This is a genomic window from Streptomyces pinistramenti, assembly GCF_020564935.1.
In the GTDB taxonomy this organism is placed as follows: domain Bacteria; phylum Actinomycetota; class Actinomycetes; order Streptomycetales; family Streptomycetaceae; genus Streptomyces; species Streptomyces pinistramenti.
This window is the reverse complement of the sequence record NZ_JAJCXB010000091.1, coordinates 1-19027: the sequence shown is the minus strand read 5'-3', so window position 1 is coordinate 19027 and position 19027 is coordinate 1. Positions and strand designations below refer to the sequence as shown.

Sequence of the window (19027 nt, the reverse complement as noted above, 5' to 3'; positions counted from 1 at the left end):
CAGGCCGGCCACTCCCCCCGCCTACCCAGGGCCACTCCGGCGGTGCCCGGGGCGGAACGGGCGGCGGCATGACGCCCCCGCCGCCCGTACCGCACCGGGCTCCTGGTCGCCCCCTCCCTGCGGGTTTGTATCCTCGGCAGGCGCCATCCCGATCCATGCGGCACCCGCGAGAGGACACACCATGACCACCGAGCTGAGCCCCGACACCCTGACCGGGCTCCTGGAGCGCGCCCGCCAGGACTACCAGGACCTTTCGGGGCGCGGGCTCTCGCTCAACCTCACCCGGGGCAAGCCGGCCCCGGAGCAGCTCGGCCTCTCCGACGACCTGCTGAGCCTGCCGCACGGCCGGTACACCTCCGCCGACGGCACGGACCTGCGCAACTACGGCGGCCTTCAGGGGCTGCCCGAGCTGCGGGAGATCTTCGCCGGAGTGCTCCAGGTGCCGGCCGGGCAGCTGCTCGCGGCCGGGAACTCCAGCCTGGAGCTGATGCACGACAGCCTGGTGCACGCCCTGCTGAGCGTGCTGCCGGGCGCCGAGTCGCGCTGGGTGGACCAGGAGCGGATCGCGTTCCTGTGCCCGGTGCCCGGCTACGACCGGCACTTCGCGCTCTGCGAGCGGTTCGGGATCGACATGATCCCCGTGCCGATGACCGCCGAAGGCCCGGACATGGACGTCGTGGAGCGGCTCGTCGCCGATGACCCGGCGGTCAAGGGCATCTGGTGCGTCCCGAAGTACAGCAACCCGGACGGCGTCTGCTACAGCGACGAGACCGTGGCGCGGCTGGCCCGTATGGAGACCGCCGCACCCGACTTCCGGATCTTCTGGGACAACGCCTACGCGGCCCACCACCTGACCGACGAGCCCGTCGAGATCGCCGATCTGCTCGCCGCCTGCGCCGAGGCCGGGAACGCCGACCGGGCGTTCGTGTTCGGCTCCAGCTCGAAGATCACCCTGGCGGGCGCGGGGGTCGCCTTCTTCGGTTCGTCGCCCGCGAACGTGCAGTGGCTGCTCGGCAACAACGCCGCGCGGTCGATAGGCCCCGACAAGATCAACCAGCTGCGGCACGTGCTGTTCCTCCAGGACGCCGACGGCGTGCGGGCCCACATGGAGCGCCAGCGCGCCCTCCTCCAGCCCAAGTTCGAGGCGGTGGCCCGGATCCTGGACGCCGAGCTGGGCGGCACCGGCCTGGCCACCTGGACCTCGCCCGAGGGCGGCTACTTCGTGACCCTTCAGGTGCCGGACGGCTGCGCCAAGGAGGTCGTGCGCCGCGCCGCCGACGCGGGCATCGTGCTGACCCCGGCCGGCGCCACCCACCCGTACGGCAACGACCCGCGCGACGCCACCATCCGGATCGCGCCCAGCTACCCGGGCCTCGCGGAGCTGGAGCAGGCCATCACGGGCCTCGCCGTCTGCGTGCGTCTTGTGGGGTACGAGCAGCGGGCCGCCTGACCGTCTTCCCGCCGGATCCGGCGTCGCGCCTCCCCTTCACGGGGCGGGCGGGCGCCGGATTCGGCCGTTCGGGGCGGGCGGGGCGCGGTCCCCGGGGCGGGCGGGCACACTGCGGGTTCACCGGCACGACGATCTCAGGGACATCCTGAGCCGATCGGGAGGAAGACCATGGCCGAAGGACACCGCATCACGGTGGAGCAGGGCACCGACCACGTCCGCGTCGAGCACGAGGGGGTGCTGCTGGCCGACAGCCGCCGGCCGCTGCTGCTGCACGAGACGGGATATCCGGTGCGCTACTACCTGCCGCCGCAGGACGTGCGCACCGAACTGCTGACGCCGTCACCGACACGGACACACTGCCCGTTCAAGGGCACCGCCTCGTACTGGTCGCTGCCCGACGGCACGGCGGATCTGGTGTGGTCGTATCCCGAGCCGAAGCCCGAAGTGGCCGGAATCCAGGGGTACTTGTGCTTCTTCGATGCCACCGTCACGAGCGAGTAGTAAAGTTTCCTAACAATACAGGGGCAGGCGTCTTGACGGGTACATGACCGCCCGCCAGGATTCCTCGGGACGGCTTGTGTCGCCGACCCAGGAGACGGATATGACGCACACCCCCCGCGCCAGGAAGCACCGGCTCACCAACCCCCGCATCGGCATCCCCGCCGCCGGCGCAGCCCTCGCGCTGCTCGGCGGCGCGCTGCTGTGGTCGCCGGCCGGCCGCGCCGACGCGGCGCCCGACCGCCCACAGGCCGGGGGCTTCACCGCCGTCGCCGCCGGCGACATCGCCGAGCAGTGCACCGCGAGCGACAGCGACTGCGAACACCCCAAGACCGCCGCGCTGGTGGAGAAGATCAACCCGGCGTTCGTGCTGACCATGGGCGACAACCAGTACGACGACGCCCGGATCAAGGACTTCACGCGCTACTACGACACGACCTGGGGCAAGTTCAAGGACAAGACGCACCCCATCCCCGGCAACCACGAGACCTACGACCCGGACGGCGAACTCGCGGGCTACAAGTCCTACTTCGGCGCCATCGCCTACCCGCACGGCAAGCCCTACTACAGCTTCGACCAGGGCAACTGGCACTTCATCGCGCTGAACACCAACGACCTCGACAAGGCGCAGCTCGCCTGGCTCAAGGACGACCTCGCGGCCAGTTCCAAGAAGTGCGTGGCCGCCTACTTCCACCACCCGCTCTTCTCGTCCGGCGAACACGGCAACGACCCGGTCAGCAAGCCGGTGTGGAAGCAGCTCTACAAGGCCAAGGCCGACCTGATCCTCAACGGCCACGACCACCACTACGAGCGGTTCGCCCCGCAGAACCCGGACGGCAAGCGGGACGCGAACGGCATCGTCGAACTCCTCGGCGGCATGGGCGGCGCCCACCCGTACAAGATCGAAGAGGTCCAGCCCAACAGCGAGAAGCGGCTGACCAACACCTTCGGGGTGGTGAAGCTGAACTTCACCGACACCGGATTCTCCTGGAACCTGATCGGCACGGACGGCAAGACGAAGGACAGCAGCCCGTCCTACGAGTGCCACTGACCGGCGGCCGCCGCGGTCCACGGACTCCACGCCATGTATCTCGCGACCACGGACGCGGCCGCCACGGCGAAGGTGACGCGCGGCCGCGTCGGAGGGCCGGTCCTGGCCCTCGGCGCGGTCAGCCTCGTCACCGACATCTCATCCGAGATGGTCACCGCCGTGCTGCCCCTCTACTTCGTCATCCAACTCGGCCTCTCCCCGCTCCAGTTCGGCTTCCTCGACGGCCTCTACAACGGCGTGACCGCGCTCGTCAGGCTCCTCGGCGGGCACGCGGCCGACCGCGGCGGACGGCACAAACTCGTCGCGGGCTGGGGCTACGCGCTCTCCGCCCTCTCCCGCATCGGGCTGCTGCTCGCCGGCGGCGGCACCCTCGGCATCGGCGCCTCGCTCGCCGCCGACCGGATCGGCAAGGGCGTACGCACCGCACCCCGCGACGCGCTGATCTCGCTGAGCGCCCCGCCCGACGCGCTCGGCCGGGCCTTCGGCGTGCACCGCGCGATGGACACCACCGGCGCGCTGCTCGGCCCGCTCGCCGCCTTCGCCCTGCTGTGGGCCACCGCCGACGCCTACGACGCGGTCTTCGTCGTGAGCTTCTGCACCGGCCTGCTGGGCGTCCTCATGCTGGTCGCCTTCGTACCGGGACGGGCCGCACTGCCCGCGCCCCGGCCCACCCCGACGGCCGCGCCCAAGCCCCGTACCGCGCTCCTCGCACCGCTGCGCGACCCCGCGTTCCGGCGCATCTTCGCCGCCGCAGCACTGCTCGGGGCCGCCACCATCGGCGACGCGTTCCTGTACCTCCTGCTGCAACGCAGGCTGGAGTTCGCGGTCAGCTGGTTCCCGCTGCTGCCGCTGGGGGCCGCCGCCGTCTACCTGCTGCTGGCCGTGCCCGCGGGCCGTCTCGGCGACCGCATCGGGCGCCGGGTGCCGTTCCTCTGCGGCCATGCGGCGCTGCTCGGCGGCTACCTCCTGCTGCTGACGACCGAGGCCGGGCTGCCGCTGCTGGCCGCCGTCCTGCTGCTGCTCGGCGTGTTCTACGCGGCCACCGACGGCGTGCTGATGGCGCTGGCCGGTCCTGTGCTGCCCGCCGCACGCCGGGCGAGCGGCATGGCGCTGCTCCAGACCGGCCAGGCGCTGTGCCGGCTGCTGGCGGCCGCCGGTTTCGGCGCCGCCTGGACGCTCTGGGGCACCCGCCCGGCGCTGCTCGCCGCGGTCCTCGCACTGGCCGTGGCGCTGGCCGTGTCCGCCGTCCTGCTCCCCCGCACGGAAAGGCACCGTCCCGCGCATGAACCCACCGAACCGTCCGCTCCGTGAGGCGGTGCGCCCGGCGCCGTCCGCACCGCCGGAAAGCCCCGCGGTCCGTGCCGCCCGCCGCACCGGCACCCCGTCGCTGCGCGCCCGGATCACCGCCGTGGCCGTCGCCGGCGTGATCCTGGCGGGCATCGCCGTCGCCTACACCGTGGGAGCCGTCCGCCAGGCCGAACCCGCCGACCCCGTATCGGCGTTCGGCATCGGCCACGGGCAGCTGTACTTCCGCAGCACCGGCGCGGGCTCCGGCCGGATCGCCCACCTGCCCGCCCCGGCCGCCCGCGCGACCCCCGCGACCGACCGCACCTCCGGTCAGCGGCGCACGACGGGCGGCCCCCGCTGCGAACGCTTCTACGCGGCCGCCGGCACCGCCCTGTGCCTCCAGCGCCGCCCCGGCATCCCGCCGACGTCCTACGCCGTGGTCCTGGACGGCAAGCTGCGCGAGAAACGCCGGATCGCGCTGACCGGCATCCCCAACCGGGCCCGGGTCTCGGCGTCCGGACGGATGCTGTCCTGGACGATGTTCGCCACCGGCGACTCCTACGCCACCACGTCCTTCTCCACCCGCACCTCGATCCTCGACACCCGCACCGGCTACCTCATCAAGAACATGGAGGAGATCCCGCTCGCCCTCGACGGCCGCCGCTACCACTCCCCGGACGTCAACTACTGGGGCGTCAGCTTCGCCCGCGACGACAACACCTTCTACGCGACCGTCTCCACCCAGGGCTCGACCTACCTCGTCCAGGGCAACCTGCGGAAATGGACCGCGCACACCCTCCGCGAGAACGTCGAGTGCCCGTCCCTCTCCCCCGACAACACCCGCATCGCCTTCAAGAAGCGGGTCCGCGAAGGCGCCCGCGCGCCCTGGCGGCTGTACGTCCTCGACCTGCGCACCCACCGCGAGCGGCCGCTCGCCGAGACCCGCAGCGTGGACGACCAGGCCGCCTGGCTCGACGACGGCACGCTGGCCTACGCGCTGCCCGGCAAGGAGAGCGGAAGCAGCGACATCTGGACCGTCCCCGCCGACGGCCACGGCTCCCCCGCCCTGCGCGTACCGGACGCCTCGTCCCCGTCCCGGGTGCCCTGAAACGGCTCCGCCCCCGGAAGGACGTACGGCGGGCCCGCGGCGCACAATCGAAGGGTGAACGACGCGGAGATGGGCAACGAACGGACCGGGGCACGCGGCGACGGCAGGCCGGCGGCTGCCGCGGCCACCGGCCGGAACGAGGGCGGCGATCCGGCCTGCTGGCTTGACCGGGTCTGCGACCGCTGCGGCCGGATCGACGACCGGCCGGGCGACGGCGGCTGCCGGTACTGCGCGGCCGGGAAAGCCGAGGCAGCAACCGAGGCAGCGGGCGGCACCCCGTCGCGCCGGCGGGACCGTGACGCGCAGGGCAAGGCCCGCAATGCCAGGCCGCGTGACGGGCTCGGCCGGCCGCTGCCGTACGGCACACCCGGCGTGGCGCGGCAGCCCGAGGGAGTGGTGCGCCCGCCGCACGCCTCGCTCGCCGAGGCACAGCGGCTGCTCGACGAGGGGATGCCGTTCCACGCCCACGAGGTGCTGGAGGACGCCTGGAAGGCGGCGCCGGAACCGGAGCGTGAACTGTGGCGCGGCCTGGCCCAGCTGGCCGTCGGCCTCACGCACGCCGCCCGCGGCAACGCCACCGGCGGCGCCGCACTGCTCGACCGCGGCGCCGCGGCCCTCGCCCCGTACGCGAACACCGCGCCGTACGGCATCGACATCGCCGGGCTGACCGCCTGGGCCCGGGAGTTGACCCGGGGGCGGCGGCAGCCGCCGCAGGCGCCGGTTCCGGCGGCCGCCACTGCCCCGCGGCTGCGCCGCTGAGCTACCCGGCTACGGGACTTCCGGGCGGCGTGCCGCGGCCGCCCGGCGCCTGGCGTGCAGCCGCCAGGCCACCGCGGCGCCCATGGCGAGCACCGTCGCGCCGATGCCCCCGGCCCACAGAGCCAGCGCGTCGCGCCACGGCGAGCCGCCCCGCTCGTCGGTCTGCGTGGTGTGCGCCGCCGGCTGCACCTGGGGGCTCTGGGCGACGGCGCGGGTCATCGAGCTGATGGGTTCGGCCTTGTCCACGCTCTCGAATCCCCAGTCCAGCAGGGAAGCGGCTTCCTTGTAGACGCCGTTGGCCTGTCCGGACTGCGGGTTCATGACGGTCACCAGCAGGGTGTGGCCGTCCCGCCTGGCGGCGGCGATCAGCGTGTTGCCCGCGTTGGTGGTGTAGCCGTTCTTGACGCCGATGATCCCCGGGTAGCGGGTCATCCCGCCGGCGCCGGACAACAGCCGGTTGGTGTTCTCGATCCGGGTGACGCCGCTCGCGGTGGGGAAGTCGGCCTGCGCGGTGGAGCAGTAGCGCGCGAAGTCGGCGTTGGCGAGCCCGGCGCGGGCGAAGACGGTCAGGTCGTAGGCGGAGGACACCTGGCCCGGCGTGTCGTAGCCGTCAGGGGACTGCACCGTCGTGTCCTCGGCGCCGAGCGAGCGGGCCTTCTGCTGCATCTCGCGGGCCGTGGCGTCCCAGCCGCCGTTCATCGACGCCAGGACGTGCACCGCGTCGTTGCCCGACCGCAGGAAGACGCCGCGCCACAGGTCGGCCACCGTGTAACTGCCGCCCTCCGTCACCCCGACGAGGCTGCTGCCCGCGCCGACGCCTTCGAGGTCGGCGGCGCTGACCTGGCGGACGGAATCGGCGGCGAACTTCGGCAGGGCGGTGACGGCGAACAGCGTCTTGAGGGTGCTGGCGGGCGGCAGCCTGCGATGCAGGTCCTTGGCCGCAAGGACGCTGCCCGACTCGGCGTCGGTGACCGCCCAGGACAGGGCCGAGAGTCCGTCCGGCAGCTTCGGCACGTCGGGGGCGTCGGCCACCTGCACCCCGGCTGTGGCCGGCGCGGGAGGGCGGTGTGCGGGGGTGCCTGCGAGGGCCGGGGCCGGTATGAAAGCCAGGGACAGGCCGGTGGCGGCGATCACCGCCAGCGCACCGGCCTTCCGGGAAAGCGCGTCGATTGCCATGCCGTCACGCTAGAAAGCGCCGGGGCCCCGCGCAGGGCCGCTGCGCCAGACGGCCCAAGCAACGGCATCCGTCACCGGCGTGTCGCGGACGCACAGCGACCCGCCCGGTGCGACGGGGGATGCACACCGGGCGGGCCTCCACACCTTTCTACCGCATGACTGAACACTTACGCCGCAGAAAACTTGTTCGTCTTCGGATTACCACGCGACGGGGAGCGAAATCAGGCCACGTGCACGCAGCGTGCGCCGGTGGCGCAGCTCCTCGCGCGGCACGTCGAGCCGCAGCCCGGGGAAACGCTCGATCAGCGCGGCCAGCGCCGTCGCCGTCTCCATCCGGGCGAGCGGCGCCCCCAGGCAGTAGTGGATGCCGTGGCCGAGCGCGAGGTGTCCGGAGAGGTCGCGGCCGGGGTCCAGGGTGTCGGGGGCGGGGAAGCGGGCGGGGTCGCGGTTGGCGGAGGCGAGGGAGAGCAGTACGCAGTCGCCTGCCGGGATGCGTACGCCGCCGATCTCCAGGTCCTCGCGCGGGAAGCGCCGGATGGCCAGCGGGGCCGATGGCTCGTAGCGCATCAACTCTTCGAGAAAGGACGGGAGTTCGTCCGGATCGTGGCACAACTGCCGGAGCTTTTCGGGGTGGTCGAGCAGGGCCAGGACGGCGTTGCCGATGAGGTGCACGGTGTTCTCGTATCCGCCGAACAGGATCAGGAAGGCGAGGGAGGTCAGTTCGTCCTCGGTGAGCCGGTCGCCGCCGGGCGCGGCCCCGGCCTCCTCCCCGGCCGCGGCACCGTCTCCGTCCTGGGTGTCGCGGACCGCGATCAGTTCGGAGAGCAGGTCGTCGGCGGGGTGGGCGCGCTTGGTGGCGATCAGTCCGGTGAAGTAGGCCGTCAGCTCGCCGACCGTCTGCTTCATCAGCTGCGGGCGGGCGGGGTCGGGGGTGATCAGCGTGTCGGTCCAGGCGCGGAAGTCGCGGCGGTCGGACCGGGGGACGCCGAGCAGGTCGCAGATGACGGTGATCGGCAGATGGCCCGCGTAGTCGGCGATCAGGTCCGCGCGGCCCGCCGGTTCGATCGCGTCGAGCAGCTCGTCGGCGACCTGCCGCACGGGCGCGCGCAGGGCCTCGACACGGCGCGCCGTGAACGCCTTCACCACCAGCCTGCGCACCCGGGTGTGGTCCGGCGGTTCCATGTTGAGGAGGTTGGCGTCCAGGGCGGGCGGCAGCGCGAAGCCGCGGTAACTGCCCGGTGCGGCATGGCGTTTGTCCAGCGAGAGCCGCGGGTCGGCGAGTGCACTGCGCACGTCGTCGTAGCGGGTGACCAGCCAGGCCGGCTGCCCGTCGGGGGCGGTGATGCGGTGGACGGGCCCGCTCTCGCGCAGCGCGGCGTACGCGGCGTGCGGATCGTCGAGGAGGGGCGTCACGTCGATGGTGGTGGCGGGGCCGGTGTCGGCGGTGTTCTGCATGGTGTTCGACCCTAGAGCCTGTCCGGCGGACAGGGCTCGGAGAGGTGGCGGCCCGGGACATTCCGGGCCGCCTTCCGCCTCCGTGGCGCGGTCAGTTGTCGGTGGGACAGACCTTCATGACGGCGCTCACCACCTGGATGTTGTGAGTCGTCGCCTTGCCCATCATGAGGGCGGCCCGGACGTCGGGATGGACGTCGGGGCCGAGGCCGTCGCCGTCGCGCTGCTGCTTGTCGGCCAGGCTCGCCGCCTCGTCCGCCTGCTGCTGGAGCGTGGACTTCACCTCCGTGTCGGTGGCTTTCGCGGCGGCGGCGCCCAGGTCCGTCGCGTCGTGGCGGTAGAGGGCGACGAGGTCGGGCGAGGTGCGCACGGCCTTCAACCGGTCGGGGCCGACCTCGCTGACCTGGTGCGCCTCGTCGCAGCCCGCGGGCGGCCCGCTCGTCGCCACCACCACGCCCGTGGCGGTGACGGCCGCGACGGACACCGCAGCCACCGTGACACCCGCCTTGGTGGAGAGGGTGGCGGTGAGTTTGCCGAGGTAGCCGGCCACTTTGCCGCCGTGTGCGGCCGCGTGGCCGACGGCCGGGGTGAGGACCAGGAGGGCGGCGGCCGCGGCGGCCTTGTCGCCCTCCAGCAGGTTGCGGGTCAGCTTCTCGTTGCGGACGTAGTGCTTGAGGTCGTCCTTCATGCCGCTGCGGGTGGCGGCGGCCTTGCCCAGCACGTAGAGCTGCAAGGCCAGTTGTCCGCGGCCCTCGGCGAGCGCGATCGGCACGGCGGCCCGGACGAAGCGGCTGGCCGGCGCCCACTGACGGGTATCGCGCAGGGCGCGGGCGACGGCCAGGAGGAGGTGTGCGTCCGGGCTCGGCGGCGCGTCCGGCGCGTCGAAGGCCGCCATCAGCCCTTGCGCAGCGGTGGCCGCATCGGCGGCGGCCCAGTTCTGGTGGCGGACCGCGGCGGCGGCGTCCTCGGTGAGGTGGTAGGTGTCGCCGTGGTACGTCACCAGGCGGCGGTCGTGGAGTTCCGGCCCGGCGTCCGCGTCCTGCGGCTCTCCGGTGACCGGTGCGAACCAGGCGGCGGGCAGCGGCGTGCCGAACGTCGCCAGGGCGACCAGCACGCGACGGGCCGGCTCGCTCAGGGCGACGGTCAGGGCCTCGGCCTGGTGCAGCGGGCTCAGCTGCGCCGGGTCGACCGGCGGCGGCTGGTCGTACGGCTCCCTGGCCTCCCTGGCCCGCCACTCGTCGGATCCCTTGATGAACGCCGCGTACTGGCACAGGCGTTGGGGCTTGCCGCCGGACATCCGGTAGGCGTGGTCGAACTGGAGGTTCTGCAGGCCGGCCGGGCCCAGCGGCAGCCCCAGCTCGGCGCTGAGCAGCTCGGTCGCGGCGGCCGGTGACAGGGGCTGAACGTGGTGGGCGGCCGCGGAGCCCGGCAGGGTCGGGTACGGGGACGTGAACAGGAACGTGCAGCCGGGGAAGGTCTGGAGCAGCCGGGCCAGGTCCTGCCGGTTCAGGGTGCTGTCGATGACGGTGATGTGCACGTCGGTGACGTCGGCCACGGCCGCGTGCAGCATCGTCTCGTCGACCTCGCGCAGGAAGTTCTGGCCGGAGAACACCTTGGCCAGCCGGTCGTACAGCACGTCCAGCGTGCCGTCCTCTCCGGTGCGGGGGCGCAGGACGTGGCCGCGTCTGCCGCCCGCGGCCAGCTCGCGGTGCACCGCATCGGCCACCGCCTCCTTCCCGACGCCCCGCTCCCCGTACAGCTGCACGCTGGTTCCCTCGGCGAGCTGCCCGACGACCTGTGCGACGAGTTCGGCGCGGCCGAACAGGTCCGCACGGGCGGGGGCGGGCAGCACCGGGGGCGCGGGCAGAGGAAGGTCCTGCACGCTGGGGATCTTGACGAAGCCGAAGTTCTGGTAGATGACGTTGTGGGAGCCGATGCTGATGACGCCGGTGTTGTCGCCGTGGACCTCGACCCTCGGCTCGTCCGGCACAGGCGGTGTGGGGCCCTCGGGCGCCCCGGCCTCGGCGGTCACCGGCGCCGGGTGAGCGTCGTGCGGCCTCCGGTCGAGACGGTCCCGGTGACGTTTCTGGTGACGTTCGCGCACGCGGCGGCACCGGCCGCGGGCCCGGACCAACCGGACTTGATCCGACCGGACTTGATCCGACCGGACTTGATCCGACCGGGCTTGATCCGATTGGGCTTGATCCGATTGGGCATGACATCGATATCCGACACGTTTCCCCCGTGGTCGCTGCACCGAACTGCGGTCTCTTCCGCGTTAAGGTCCGTCCGCAAACGGAGGCACACCAGCTGTGGCGAGCCTGCCCGGACGCCGTCGGGCACCAGTACAGCCCGTTCCCCACGCAGTCAGCAACCCTCTGCGCACCATGCCGTGCGCTCCGGCGCGGGTGCGCTCCCGGACACTGGCGGCACCGGCACCGGCATCGATGCCGGTGCCGCCGGTGTGGTGCGGGCGGCCCGGACCCCCGTGCCGGGCCACCCCGTCTGGGTGCCGCGGATCAGTCGCGTGACACCGCGCCGCGCTGGCGCAGTTCGGTGAGCACGGTGTCGATCAGCGGCGAGTGGAAGACATCCGCGACGAGCGCCAAGTGCTCGTATTCGGCGGACAGTTGGGCCGATGAGCCGGGACCGGCGACGACCACGCTGTCGGCGCCGTGTGCGGGGACGTGGCCCACCGCGCGGTTCTCCAGTCCGCGGCGCAGCGCGGCGGCCTCGGCGACGGCCGCCAGCTGTCGCTCGTCCGGCACCACGGCGCGGGCCCGTTCGCAGGCGATGTCGAGGGCGTCGGACTCGACGTGGCGCCGGATGCCGCGCTGGATGTCCCGGATCTCCGCCATCTGCCGGTTGGCCCGCCACTCCAGGTCGGCGAACGGCCAGTGTCCAGGCCAGGGCGCGCCGTCCATCGTGACCTCGGGGGCCTGCGCGGTGACGAGGCGCCAGAGGGGTGTGAGGCGGCGCAGGCGGCGCCAGGCGGCAGCCCGCGGGCCGACGGCGGGCAGCGCGAATCCGGCGAGGACGAGGATCGCGGCGACGGATGCGCTGAGCGGGGCCACGCCGTTGGAGAGCCAGCGGGCGGGGTGTCCCGCCCAGGACAGGGCGAAGCCGGTCAGCTTGCAGGCGCAGTAGACCAGGCCGAGCCAGCAGCCGGCGGAGAGCACCCGCAGGCCGCGGGCCAGCCAGGATCCACCGAGCCTGGCGGCGTAGCGCGGGCAGAGCGTGCCGAGGCCCGCCAGGCTCGCTCCGAAGATGGCCAAATACAGCCCCAGGAAGAGCATCACGCCGGGAGAGCCGGTGTAGGCGGTGCTGAAGTCGCGGGGGTGCTCGACGGCGTCAGGACGGCCGACGGCGAAGCCGGTGACGGCCACCGCCCACAGCGCGGCGACGGCGGCGACGGTCCGGCGGGCCCGCGTGCGGGCGCGGGCGCGCCTGTCGGTTCCTTCGCCTGCCGCCCAGCGCAGCAACAGCACCTGGGCGCCGACGGCGAACACCACGACGGCGGAGTAGAGGAAGACCATGGCGAGGTTGGCCACGCCAAGGAGCCGGTCGAAGCCGCGGTAGAGGCTGGGGGCGGAGAACAGGAAGACCGTGGCGACGCCGCCGGTCATGACGCAGGCCAGGCCCAGGTCGGCGTTGCCACGGTCACGGAACCAGGCGACGGCTTTGTAGCCGACGATCGTCCAGGCGACGGCGGCGAAGCAGAGGTAGATGACGTCAAACACGGGGGTCACCGCCGAGGGTGCCGCTGCCGGGAGCGCCGTCGTCGGTGGTCGCTGCGGCTTCGGTTGCGGTTCCGGTGGCACCTGTGGCGCGGAGGTCCGCCGTCCCGGGCCGCTCCTCCCCCTGCTGCCTGAGGTGTTGCAGGGCGGGCCCGAGTGTGGCTGCCAGTACGGCTGCCTGGCCCTCCAGCGGAAGTTCGTTCTCCTGGGCGGGCGGGGCCACCCGTTCCATCAGCAGCGTGCCCAGCACCTCGGTCTCGCGTTCGGCGGGGTTGTCGTAGCCGTGGTGGCGGGCGAAGCCGACGGTCAGGCCCATCCGTTTGATGGCTGTCGCGGCGTCGACCGACGGGGTCCACAGCCGCAGGGCGTCCTCGGTGACGGCGGGGTCCTGGGCGTGCCCCAGGAGGAGATGGCTGAGTTCGTGCAGCACGATGTGCGCCTGGTGCCAGGCGGAGGTGCGGCTTTCGTAGAAGACCCAGTAGGCGTCGTCCGTCGCGGCCGTCATGCCCGAGACCACACCGCCGAGGCTCATCGGCACCATGTGGACCGGCCGTTCGACCCGCGCGCCGACGATGTCGCACATTCCCCGCAGATCGATCGCGGCGGGCAGCGCCAGCTCCTTGATCAGCTGCTTGCACCGCCGGCGTATCTGCCCCAGTCGCATACTCATCCCGTCGTCGTGCTCGGCCCGCCGCCAGGTGGTGAAGATCCGGTCGGGTTCGACGGTCCGCACCGCTTCACCGGTCACGGACCTCACCGCCCTGGTCCGGCAGGTCGGCCGGCAGGTCCATCTGCCGGCGGAACTGGGTGATGATGGTGGTCAGGCTGTCCTGCACCTCGGGCGGCAGGCCGACCGAGCGCAGCGCGATGGCGCGGACCCGCTGGTCGCGCATGGCGGCGAGGAAGCGGACCTCTTCCTCCACGCGCTCCGCCTGCGGCTTCGAGAGGTCCCCGAGGAGATAGCCGACCGGCACCCCGAAGAACTTGGCGAGCGCTCTGAGGACTTCGGGCGAGGGATTGGTGCGCTTGCCGTTGCGCAGCATCGAGAGGTACTGCTCGGTGAGGCGCACGCCGCCGTACGCCTCCGCGTCGCCGCTGATCTCCTCGGCGACGTACGCGTTGGTGTAGGGCGCTCCCGGCGGGTGCATGTGCGTGAAGAGCCGGCCCAGCCGGTCGCCCAGCATGCCCCGTTCCTTCTGCGCCCCTTCGCCGTCTGCCGCAGCCATCCCCCACCGTCCCTTGCCCGTGCTCGCCGGCCCGCGGACAGTGGTGCGTACGTCGCTCCCCGGCTGCCCGGCGCCGCCCCCGACGGTTCCCAACGGCCGGTTAAGTCCGCCAGGTTCCCTGAGCACATCCTGTCACGGCTCGATCACTCCGCACCAGTGCCGATACGGACAGTTGGGAGACAGGATCGGGCAGCGGCGCAGTGTTGCCTCCTTAACGGGGAGTTGAGTCGGCCCGGGATCCGGCGCGTGCCCCGGGTTCCGCTTCCTCACCCGTCCCCCCCAGGAGGGGGTGCAGGCCGTTGCGTCGCGGCGCTTCAATGGGGGCAGCCGGAAGGACCCGCCGGGCCAGGGGTGTCGCCGCACTCCCTGCCGTCCGCCCCGTCCCTCCCCCGACGGCGATCACGACGGCAGCCTCCCGCCCGTCCCGCCGTCCCCCACCGAGGAGAGGATCACCCGTGTTCCGTGCACCGTGTTTGTGCCGTCCCGCCGCGCGGCCGGCCTCTCCCGCCGTGCCGTCGGCCCGGCGCCTTCGGGGCGGTGCGCCGTGGCAGGCATGACGATCACCGTGTACCGGGTCGATCCCGATACCCGCCGGCGCACCGACGTCAGCGCGCTGACGGTTCCGCAGGCGACGGCGCCGCCCCAACTGCCGCAGGTCAGCATGGCGTTCCCGCCGTGCAGGTGCGTGCGGTGCGGCGACCAGGGCGCCCTTCCCCCGCTCCAGCCGCCCGCCGGGCCGCACCGCGCGGCGCCCCCGGCGCTGCCCTGAGCGGGCTTTCCTGACCGCTCCGCGGCGGTCGGCGGCGCAGCGGTTCCGGGGCGCCCTCCCCCTCCGGTACCGGTCGCCGCCGCGGAGCACGCCATGTCGGCCCCGTTCCCCCCTGACGGCGGGCCGATGCCCAGAGGGGGCGGGCCCGGGAGTACCCCCGACTCCGGCCCTGCGGGCCCGCCCCCGACTGCGGAACCTCCTATTCCGTTCCCTCTCTCCCTCCCCCGCCCTCCAGGCCCCCTGTCGGAGCTTCCCGCTCCCGGCCGGGGGCTTCGTGCTGTCCGGACGCCGCCCCTGCGGCCCGCCGCGCAGCGCCTATCCCCCTCCGTTAACAGCGAGTTGATGGTTCGTTACGAGGGCGCTGATGTGCGGACCCGACTCTTGTCGACGTGCAACCACTACGGCAGAGCACCCCTGGACAGGACACCGTCGCCGGCGTCCTGCGGCGTCGCGCCCGGAGCCATCCGGAGCGCCCGTTCCTCTCCTTCCTGGACGAGTCCAATGCGGTCACGACCATCAGCTACGGCGAGATGGACCGGCGCGCCGAGCGGATGGCCGACCTGCTGGCGAGCCGGGGCATCGGCCCCGGCAAACGCTTCCACGTCCATCTGACCAACCGCCCCGAATTCTTCGACGCGTGGTTCGGCGCGGCCAAGGCGGGCGCCGTGATGGTCCCCACCAACCCGCTCTCCACGGCCGACGAACTCGCCTACGTCCTCGCCCACGCCGCATGCCGGCTGAGCCTGACCGAGCCCGGCCTGCTCACCACCACGCAGGTCGCCGCCATCTCCTCCCCGTGCTGCGAGCAGCTGCTGGTGACCGGGACGGATTCGCTGGAGCGGGCGCTCGCCACCGCGCCGGTACGGCCCGCGCGCCCCGCGGACGATCCGTCGGCGCCGCTCGGCGTGCTGTACACCTCCGGCACCACCAGCCGGCCCAAGGGTGTCGTCGTGCCGCACGCGGCGTATCTGCACTCGGGCGAGGTGGTCGCCCGGCAGCTGCGGCTGCGCCCGGAGGACCGGCAGCTGATCGTGCTGCCGCTGTTCCACGGCAACGCGCAGTACTACTCCGCGATGTCCGCGCTGGTCACCGGCGCGTCGATCGCCCTGGCGCCGCGGTTCAGCGCCTCCCGGTGGTCCGAGCAGGCCGTCCGGCTCGACGCCACGGTGGCGAGCCTGTTCGCCGCGCCCATCCGGATGATCCTGGCGCAGCAGACGACGCAGCACGACATCGCGCACCGGCTGCGGGCCGTGCTGTTCGCGCAGAACGTCACCGATGACCAACTCCAGTCGTTCGAGCGGCGGTTCCGCGCCCCGCTGGTCCAGCTCTACGGCATGACCGAGACCGTCGCGCCGCCGCTGATGAACCCCCTGTACGGACGCCGCCGCAACCAGAGCATGGGGCGCCCGGTGCCGGGTGCGCGGCTGCGGGTGGTGGACGGGCGGCTGCGGGACGTCGTACGCGGGGAGACCGGTGAGCTGCTCGTGGGCGGGGTGCCGGGGCGGACGCTGATGTCCGGCTACCTGGGTGATCCCGGGGCGACGGCCGCGGCGATCGGCGGCGGCTGGCTGCGCACCGGCGACCACGTCCGGGTGGATGCCGACGGTTTCGTGCACTTCGTGGACCGCGGCAAGGACGTCATCAAACGGGCCGGCGAGAACGTGTCGTCGAGCGAGATCGAGCGGGTCGTCAATGCGCACCCCGCGGTGTTCGAGTCGGCCGTCGTAGGGGTTCCGGACCCGATCCGGGACGAGACGGTGAAGGTCTTCGTCGTGACCAACGGTCAACTACCGCTGAAAGAAAGCGAGTTGATCGAGTGGTGTGCGGCCAGACTGGCGCCGTTCAAGGTTCCGAGCTGCGTGGAGGTCGTCGAAGGACTGCCACGCACTTCGGTAGGCAAGATCCGCAAGCACCTGCTTCGCGGCAGCTGAACCGGCGGTGGCGGCCGAGGCCGTCGGCGTCGCCTTCTGTCCCCTCAGTACTGCTTTCATCCGTCAACATCAGGGAGCACCCGTGGAATTCAAGCGCACGGTAGGAACTCGGCGGACCACCCGCTACTACCAGGCATGGCGCCCGGTGGAGAAGCAGAAGATCCAGAAGATCCTGCACGCGGCGCGGCTCCAGTCGCACCACGGCAATGCCCAGGAGGTCCGCAAGGCCGTCGTCGTCACCAAGGGCGAGACGCCCGACGCGGTGCGCGACGGCCTGATCGACGCGGTCTACAACCAGCCGCAGGCCCACCAGGCGCCGGTCGCCATCGTCTGGTGCACCGACCTGGCAGGCTGGGAGCCGCTGCGCCCGACGCTGCTCAAGCTCATCGAGACGGGCTCCCTGACCTCCAGCTACGGCTGGAGCGAGGAGTTCGTCGACAGCGTCGTGATGAAGACGCCGGACTTCAACGTGCTGGCCGGTGACATCGAGTTCGCCAAGTGGCTCAGCTCCTTCGAGTGCGGTCTCGGTGTCGGCTCCGCACTGCTCGCGGCCACCGACGAGGGCCTGGGCACCGGCCTGGTGACCGGGCGCCGGGACCAGATCCGCGAGCTGCTGAAGATGCCCGACAGCGTCATCCCGACCCAGATCCAGCTGGTCGGCTACGCCGCAGAGAGCATCGAGGCGGGTGGCCAGCGGCCGCGTCCCGACTTCGAGCAGCTCTACTTCGACGGCACCTGGGGCAACAGCATCCAGGGTGACCCCGAGGTGGTGGACGAGCTGACCGAGGCCGGCATGATCCAGAGCGCGGCGCCGCTCCCGCACCGCAAGGCGGAACTGCGAGCCCTCGCGGGGATGTTCGGCCTTCCCGAGTGAGGAATGAGTTGACAGCAGAGGTCGCGGCACCCCCCGGGGCGTGGGGGACGCCGCGGCCTCTGGCCCGCCCCGACGGCCGCGAGGAGGTCCGGCGGCTGGCCGAGGCACGGATCCCGACCGTCCACGGTGAGCTGCGCTGCCTGGCGTTCGCGGCGGCGGACGGCTCGGAGCATCTCGCGTTCGTGGCGGGCGAGGTGTCCGGAGCGGCCGACGCGCTGGTCCGGCTGCACAGCGAGTGCGCCACCGGGGACCTCATGGGGTCGCTGCGCTGCGACTGCGGCGGGCAGCTCGACGAGGCGCTGCGGCTGATCGCGGGCGCGGGCACCGGCGCCGTGATCTATCTGCGCGGCCACGAGGGCCGGGGCATCGGCATCGCCGCCAAGCTGCGCGCCTACCAGCTCCAGGACACCGGCCTGGACACCGTGGACGCCAACCTGGCCCTGGGCCTTCCGGTCGACGGGCGGGACTACGGGGCAGGCGCGGCGATCCTGCGCGACCTGGGGATCACCGGTGTGCGGCTGCTCACCAACAACCCCGACAAGGTGGCAGCGCTCGCCCGGCACGGGGTGCGGGTGTCCGCACGCGTGCCGCTGGTCGTGCCGCCCCATGACGAGAGCCTGCGCTATCTGCGGACCAAGCGGTCCCGGATGGGGCACCTCCTTGACGACATCGACGAAGCCGGCTGAGGAACACCATGACCGACCCCACCTTTCATGACCTGATCACCGTCCAGCGGTACACGGCGCAGCTCGCCGATCTCGAACCGAAGGACCGGGACACGAGGCTCGGCACGCTCGCCGAGTTCGCCGAGTTCGTCGGCAGGACCCCCGATCAGATGATCGCCGAGATCTTCAACGAGGAGACCCGCAAGTACCGCAAGCGCGGCTTCTACAGCGACCGCGTCAAGGAGTTCTCCGCCGCGCTCGACGGGCCGCGCAACCGCCAGCTCTTCCGCGGCAACGTGATCCGCTCCTTCTTCATCGCCAACGGGCGCCGGATCCCTCCGGAGCAGCCGGACTGGATCTGATCCTCCGCGGGGCCTTCACGGGCCCGTCTGTCTCCCGGCCGCCGTGCCCGTGCGCGGCGGCCCGCGCGGAAGCGCACGATCCGCCAACTCCTCATGCAGCGGCGCCACATGGTGCCCACCCCGAATGGAGCGGACCCTTGACCCGTCGGACGCACCCACTCGACGACCTCCTCGGCATCCGGTACGAGGAGCTGTCCGCGGGCCGCGTGATCACGTCGCTGTCCCTGTCGCCGCGCATACACGGGTCGGCGGGCGCGGTGCACGGCGGTGTTCTGGCGGCGCTCATGGAGAGCGCGGCGTCCGCCGGCGGGGCGCTGAACGCCGACGAGGGCCGGTCGGCCGTCTGCGCCGAGACGCAGATGCACCACATGCGGCCGGTCGTCTCCGGGACGCTGCACGCCTGCGCCGTGCCCATCCACTGCGGGCTCACCCAGCAGTTGTGGTCCGCGGAGGTCTTCGACGAGCGCAACCGCCTGGTGAGCTGTGCCACCGTCCAGTTGCTGAACGTCCCGGACCACGGGACTCCGGTGCACGAGGCGGTGCCGGGGCCGATGGGGTGAGGGTGTCCGCGCACGACAGGAGCCCGCCACCGGACGGTCCCGGTGGCGGGCTCCTTCGCGTCGCCGCGCGGAGACAGGGCGGGGCGCGACGGGCAGCGGGGGGCCGTGCGGTCGGCGCCGAC

Annotated in this window: 18 protein-coding genes and 1 pseudogene; 12 read left to right on the top strand and 7 right to left on the bottom strand. The window is 72.6% G+C overall.

The features are described from left to right. Nucleotides 1-181: 181 nt before the first annotated feature. The 6 genes from LIU39_RS33075 to LIU39_RS33050 all read left to right on the top strand — a co-directional run bounded on the left by LIU39_RS33075 (nucleotide 182) and on the right by LIU39_RS33050 (nucleotide 6153). Entirely contained in the window at nucleotides 182-1450 is a 1269-nt protein-coding gene (locus tag LIU39_RS33075) for an aspartate aminotransferase type Ic (protein ID WP_227050653.1), read from the top strand. A gap of 168 nt (nucleotides 1451-1618) precedes the next feature. Then, entirely contained in the window at nucleotides 1619-1951 is a 333-nt protein-coding gene (locus tag LIU39_RS33070; RefSeq protein ID WP_227050652.1) for a DUF427 domain-containing protein, read from the top strand. 100 nt (nucleotides 1952-2051) lie between these two features. Further along, nucleotides 2052-2999 (top strand): metallophosphoesterase family protein, encoded by a 948-nt coding sequence (locus tag LIU39_RS33065; protein WP_227050651.1) that lies wholly within the window; start codon nucleotides 2052-2054, stop codon nucleotides 2997-2999. 33 nt (nucleotides 3000-3032) lie between these two features. After that, complete coding sequence (locus LIU39_RS33060; RefSeq protein WP_227050650.1) at nucleotides 3033-4310, top strand: MFS transporter; 1278 nt, start codon at nucleotides 3033-3035, stop codon at nucleotides 4308-4310. Further along, complete coding sequence (locus LIU39_RS33055) at nucleotides 4282-5394, top strand: TolB family protein (RefSeq protein ID WP_227050649.1); 1113 nt, start codon at nucleotides 4282-4284, stop codon at nucleotides 5392-5394. The genes LIU39_RS33060 and LIU39_RS33055 overlap by 29 nt, the downstream gene beginning before the upstream one ends. Nucleotides 5395-5586: 192 nt before the next feature. After that, nucleotides 5587-6153, top strand: coding sequence for a DUF309 domain-containing protein (locus LIU39_RS33050; protein WP_372464136.1), 567 nt, complete (start codon nucleotides 5587-5589; stop codon nucleotides 6151-6153). Nucleotides 6154-6162: 9 nt separating this feature from the next. Here the strand turns inward: LIU39_RS33050 and LIU39_RS33045 are convergent, their stop codons facing one another. The 7 genes from LIU39_RS33045 to LIU39_RS33015 form a co-directional block, all read right to left on the bottom strand. Then, a complete protein-coding gene (locus tag LIU39_RS33045) occupies nucleotides 6163-7329 on the bottom strand; it encodes a D-alanyl-D-alanine carboxypeptidase family protein (RefSeq protein ID WP_227050648.1) in 1167 nt (388 codons plus the stop codon). A 198-nt stretch (nucleotides 7330-7527) separates the two neighbouring features. Next, nucleotides 7528-8784: a cytochrome P450 family protein gene (locus tag LIU39_RS33040; protein ID WP_227050647.1), complete on the bottom strand. Its 1257-nt coding sequence runs from the start codon at nucleotides 8782-8784 to the stop codon at nucleotides 7528-7530. 91 nt (nucleotides 8785-8875) lie between these two features. Next, the gene (locus tag LIU39_RS33035; RefSeq protein WP_227050646.1) at nucleotides 8876-10813 is read right to left on the bottom strand and encodes an ATP-binding protein; all 1938 of its coding nucleotides are present in this window, start codon (nucleotides 10811-10813) and stop codon (nucleotides 8876-8878) included. Continuing rightward, a complete protein-coding gene (locus LIU39_RS33030) occupies nucleotides 10810-11016 on the bottom strand; it encodes a hypothetical protein (RefSeq protein WP_227050645.1) in 207 nt (68 codons plus the stop codon). Before LIU39_RS33030 ends, LIU39_RS33035 begins: the two co-directional genes overlap by 4 nt. A 284-nt stretch (nucleotides 11017-11300) precedes the next feature. Then, nucleotides 11301-12521, bottom strand: coding sequence for an MAB_1171c family putative transporter (locus LIU39_RS33025; protein WP_227050655.1), 1221 nt, complete (start codon nucleotides 12519-12521; stop codon nucleotides 11301-11303). Next, the gene (locus LIU39_RS33020) at nucleotides 12514-13266 is read right to left on the bottom strand and encodes a hypothetical protein (RefSeq protein ID WP_372464135.1); all 753 of its coding nucleotides are present in this window, start codon (nucleotides 13264-13266) and stop codon (nucleotides 12514-12516) included. The genes LIU39_RS33025 and LIU39_RS33020 overlap by 8 nt, the downstream gene beginning before the upstream one ends. Further along, nucleotides 13256-13744 (bottom strand): helix-turn-helix domain-containing protein, encoded by a 489-nt coding sequence (locus LIU39_RS33015; protein ID WP_227050644.1) that lies wholly within the window; start codon nucleotides 13742-13744, stop codon nucleotides 13256-13258. Before LIU39_RS33015 ends, LIU39_RS33020 begins: the two co-directional genes overlap by 11 nt. 553 nt (nucleotides 13745-14297) lie before the next feature. Here LIU39_RS33015 and LIU39_RS33010 point away from each other — a divergent pair. The 6 genes and pseudogenes from LIU39_RS33010 (at nucleotide 14298) to LIU39_RS32985 (ending at nucleotide 18905) form a co-directional block, all read left to right on the top strand. Continuing rightward, nucleotides 14298-14513 carry a hypothetical protein gene (locus tag LIU39_RS33010; protein ID WP_227050643.1) on the top strand — a complete coding sequence of 72 codons (216 nt, stop codon included), beginning with the start codon at nucleotides 14298-14300 and terminating at the stop codon, nucleotides 14511-14513. A 389-nt stretch (nucleotides 14514-14902) separates the two neighbouring features. Beyond that, on the top strand, nucleotides 14903-16444 hold the full coding sequence (locus LIU39_RS33005) for an AMP-binding protein (protein WP_227050642.1): 1542 nt from the start codon (nucleotides 14903-14905) through the stop codon (nucleotides 16442-16444). 82 nt (nucleotides 16445-16526) lie between these two features. Then, a complete protein-coding gene (locus tag LIU39_RS33000; RefSeq protein WP_227050641.1) occupies nucleotides 16527-17318 on the top strand; it encodes a nitroreductase family protein in 792 nt (263 codons plus the stop codon). 86 nt (nucleotides 17319-17404) lie between these two features. Beyond that, nucleotides 17405-18004 (top strand): annotated as a pseudogene (gene ribA / locus LIU39_RS32995) (GTP cyclohydrolase II); the annotation flags it as partial. A gap of 8 nt (nucleotides 18005-18012) precedes the next feature. Then, entirely contained in the window at nucleotides 18013-18345 is a 333-nt protein-coding gene (locus tag LIU39_RS32990) for a hypothetical protein (RefSeq protein ID WP_227050640.1), read from the top strand. Between the two features lie 137 nt (nucleotides 18346-18482). After that, complete coding sequence (locus tag LIU39_RS32985; RefSeq protein WP_227050639.1) at nucleotides 18483-18905, top strand: PaaI family thioesterase; 423 nt, start codon at nucleotides 18483-18485, stop codon at nucleotides 18903-18905. The last annotated feature ends 122 nt before the right edge of the window (nucleotides 18906-19027 follow it).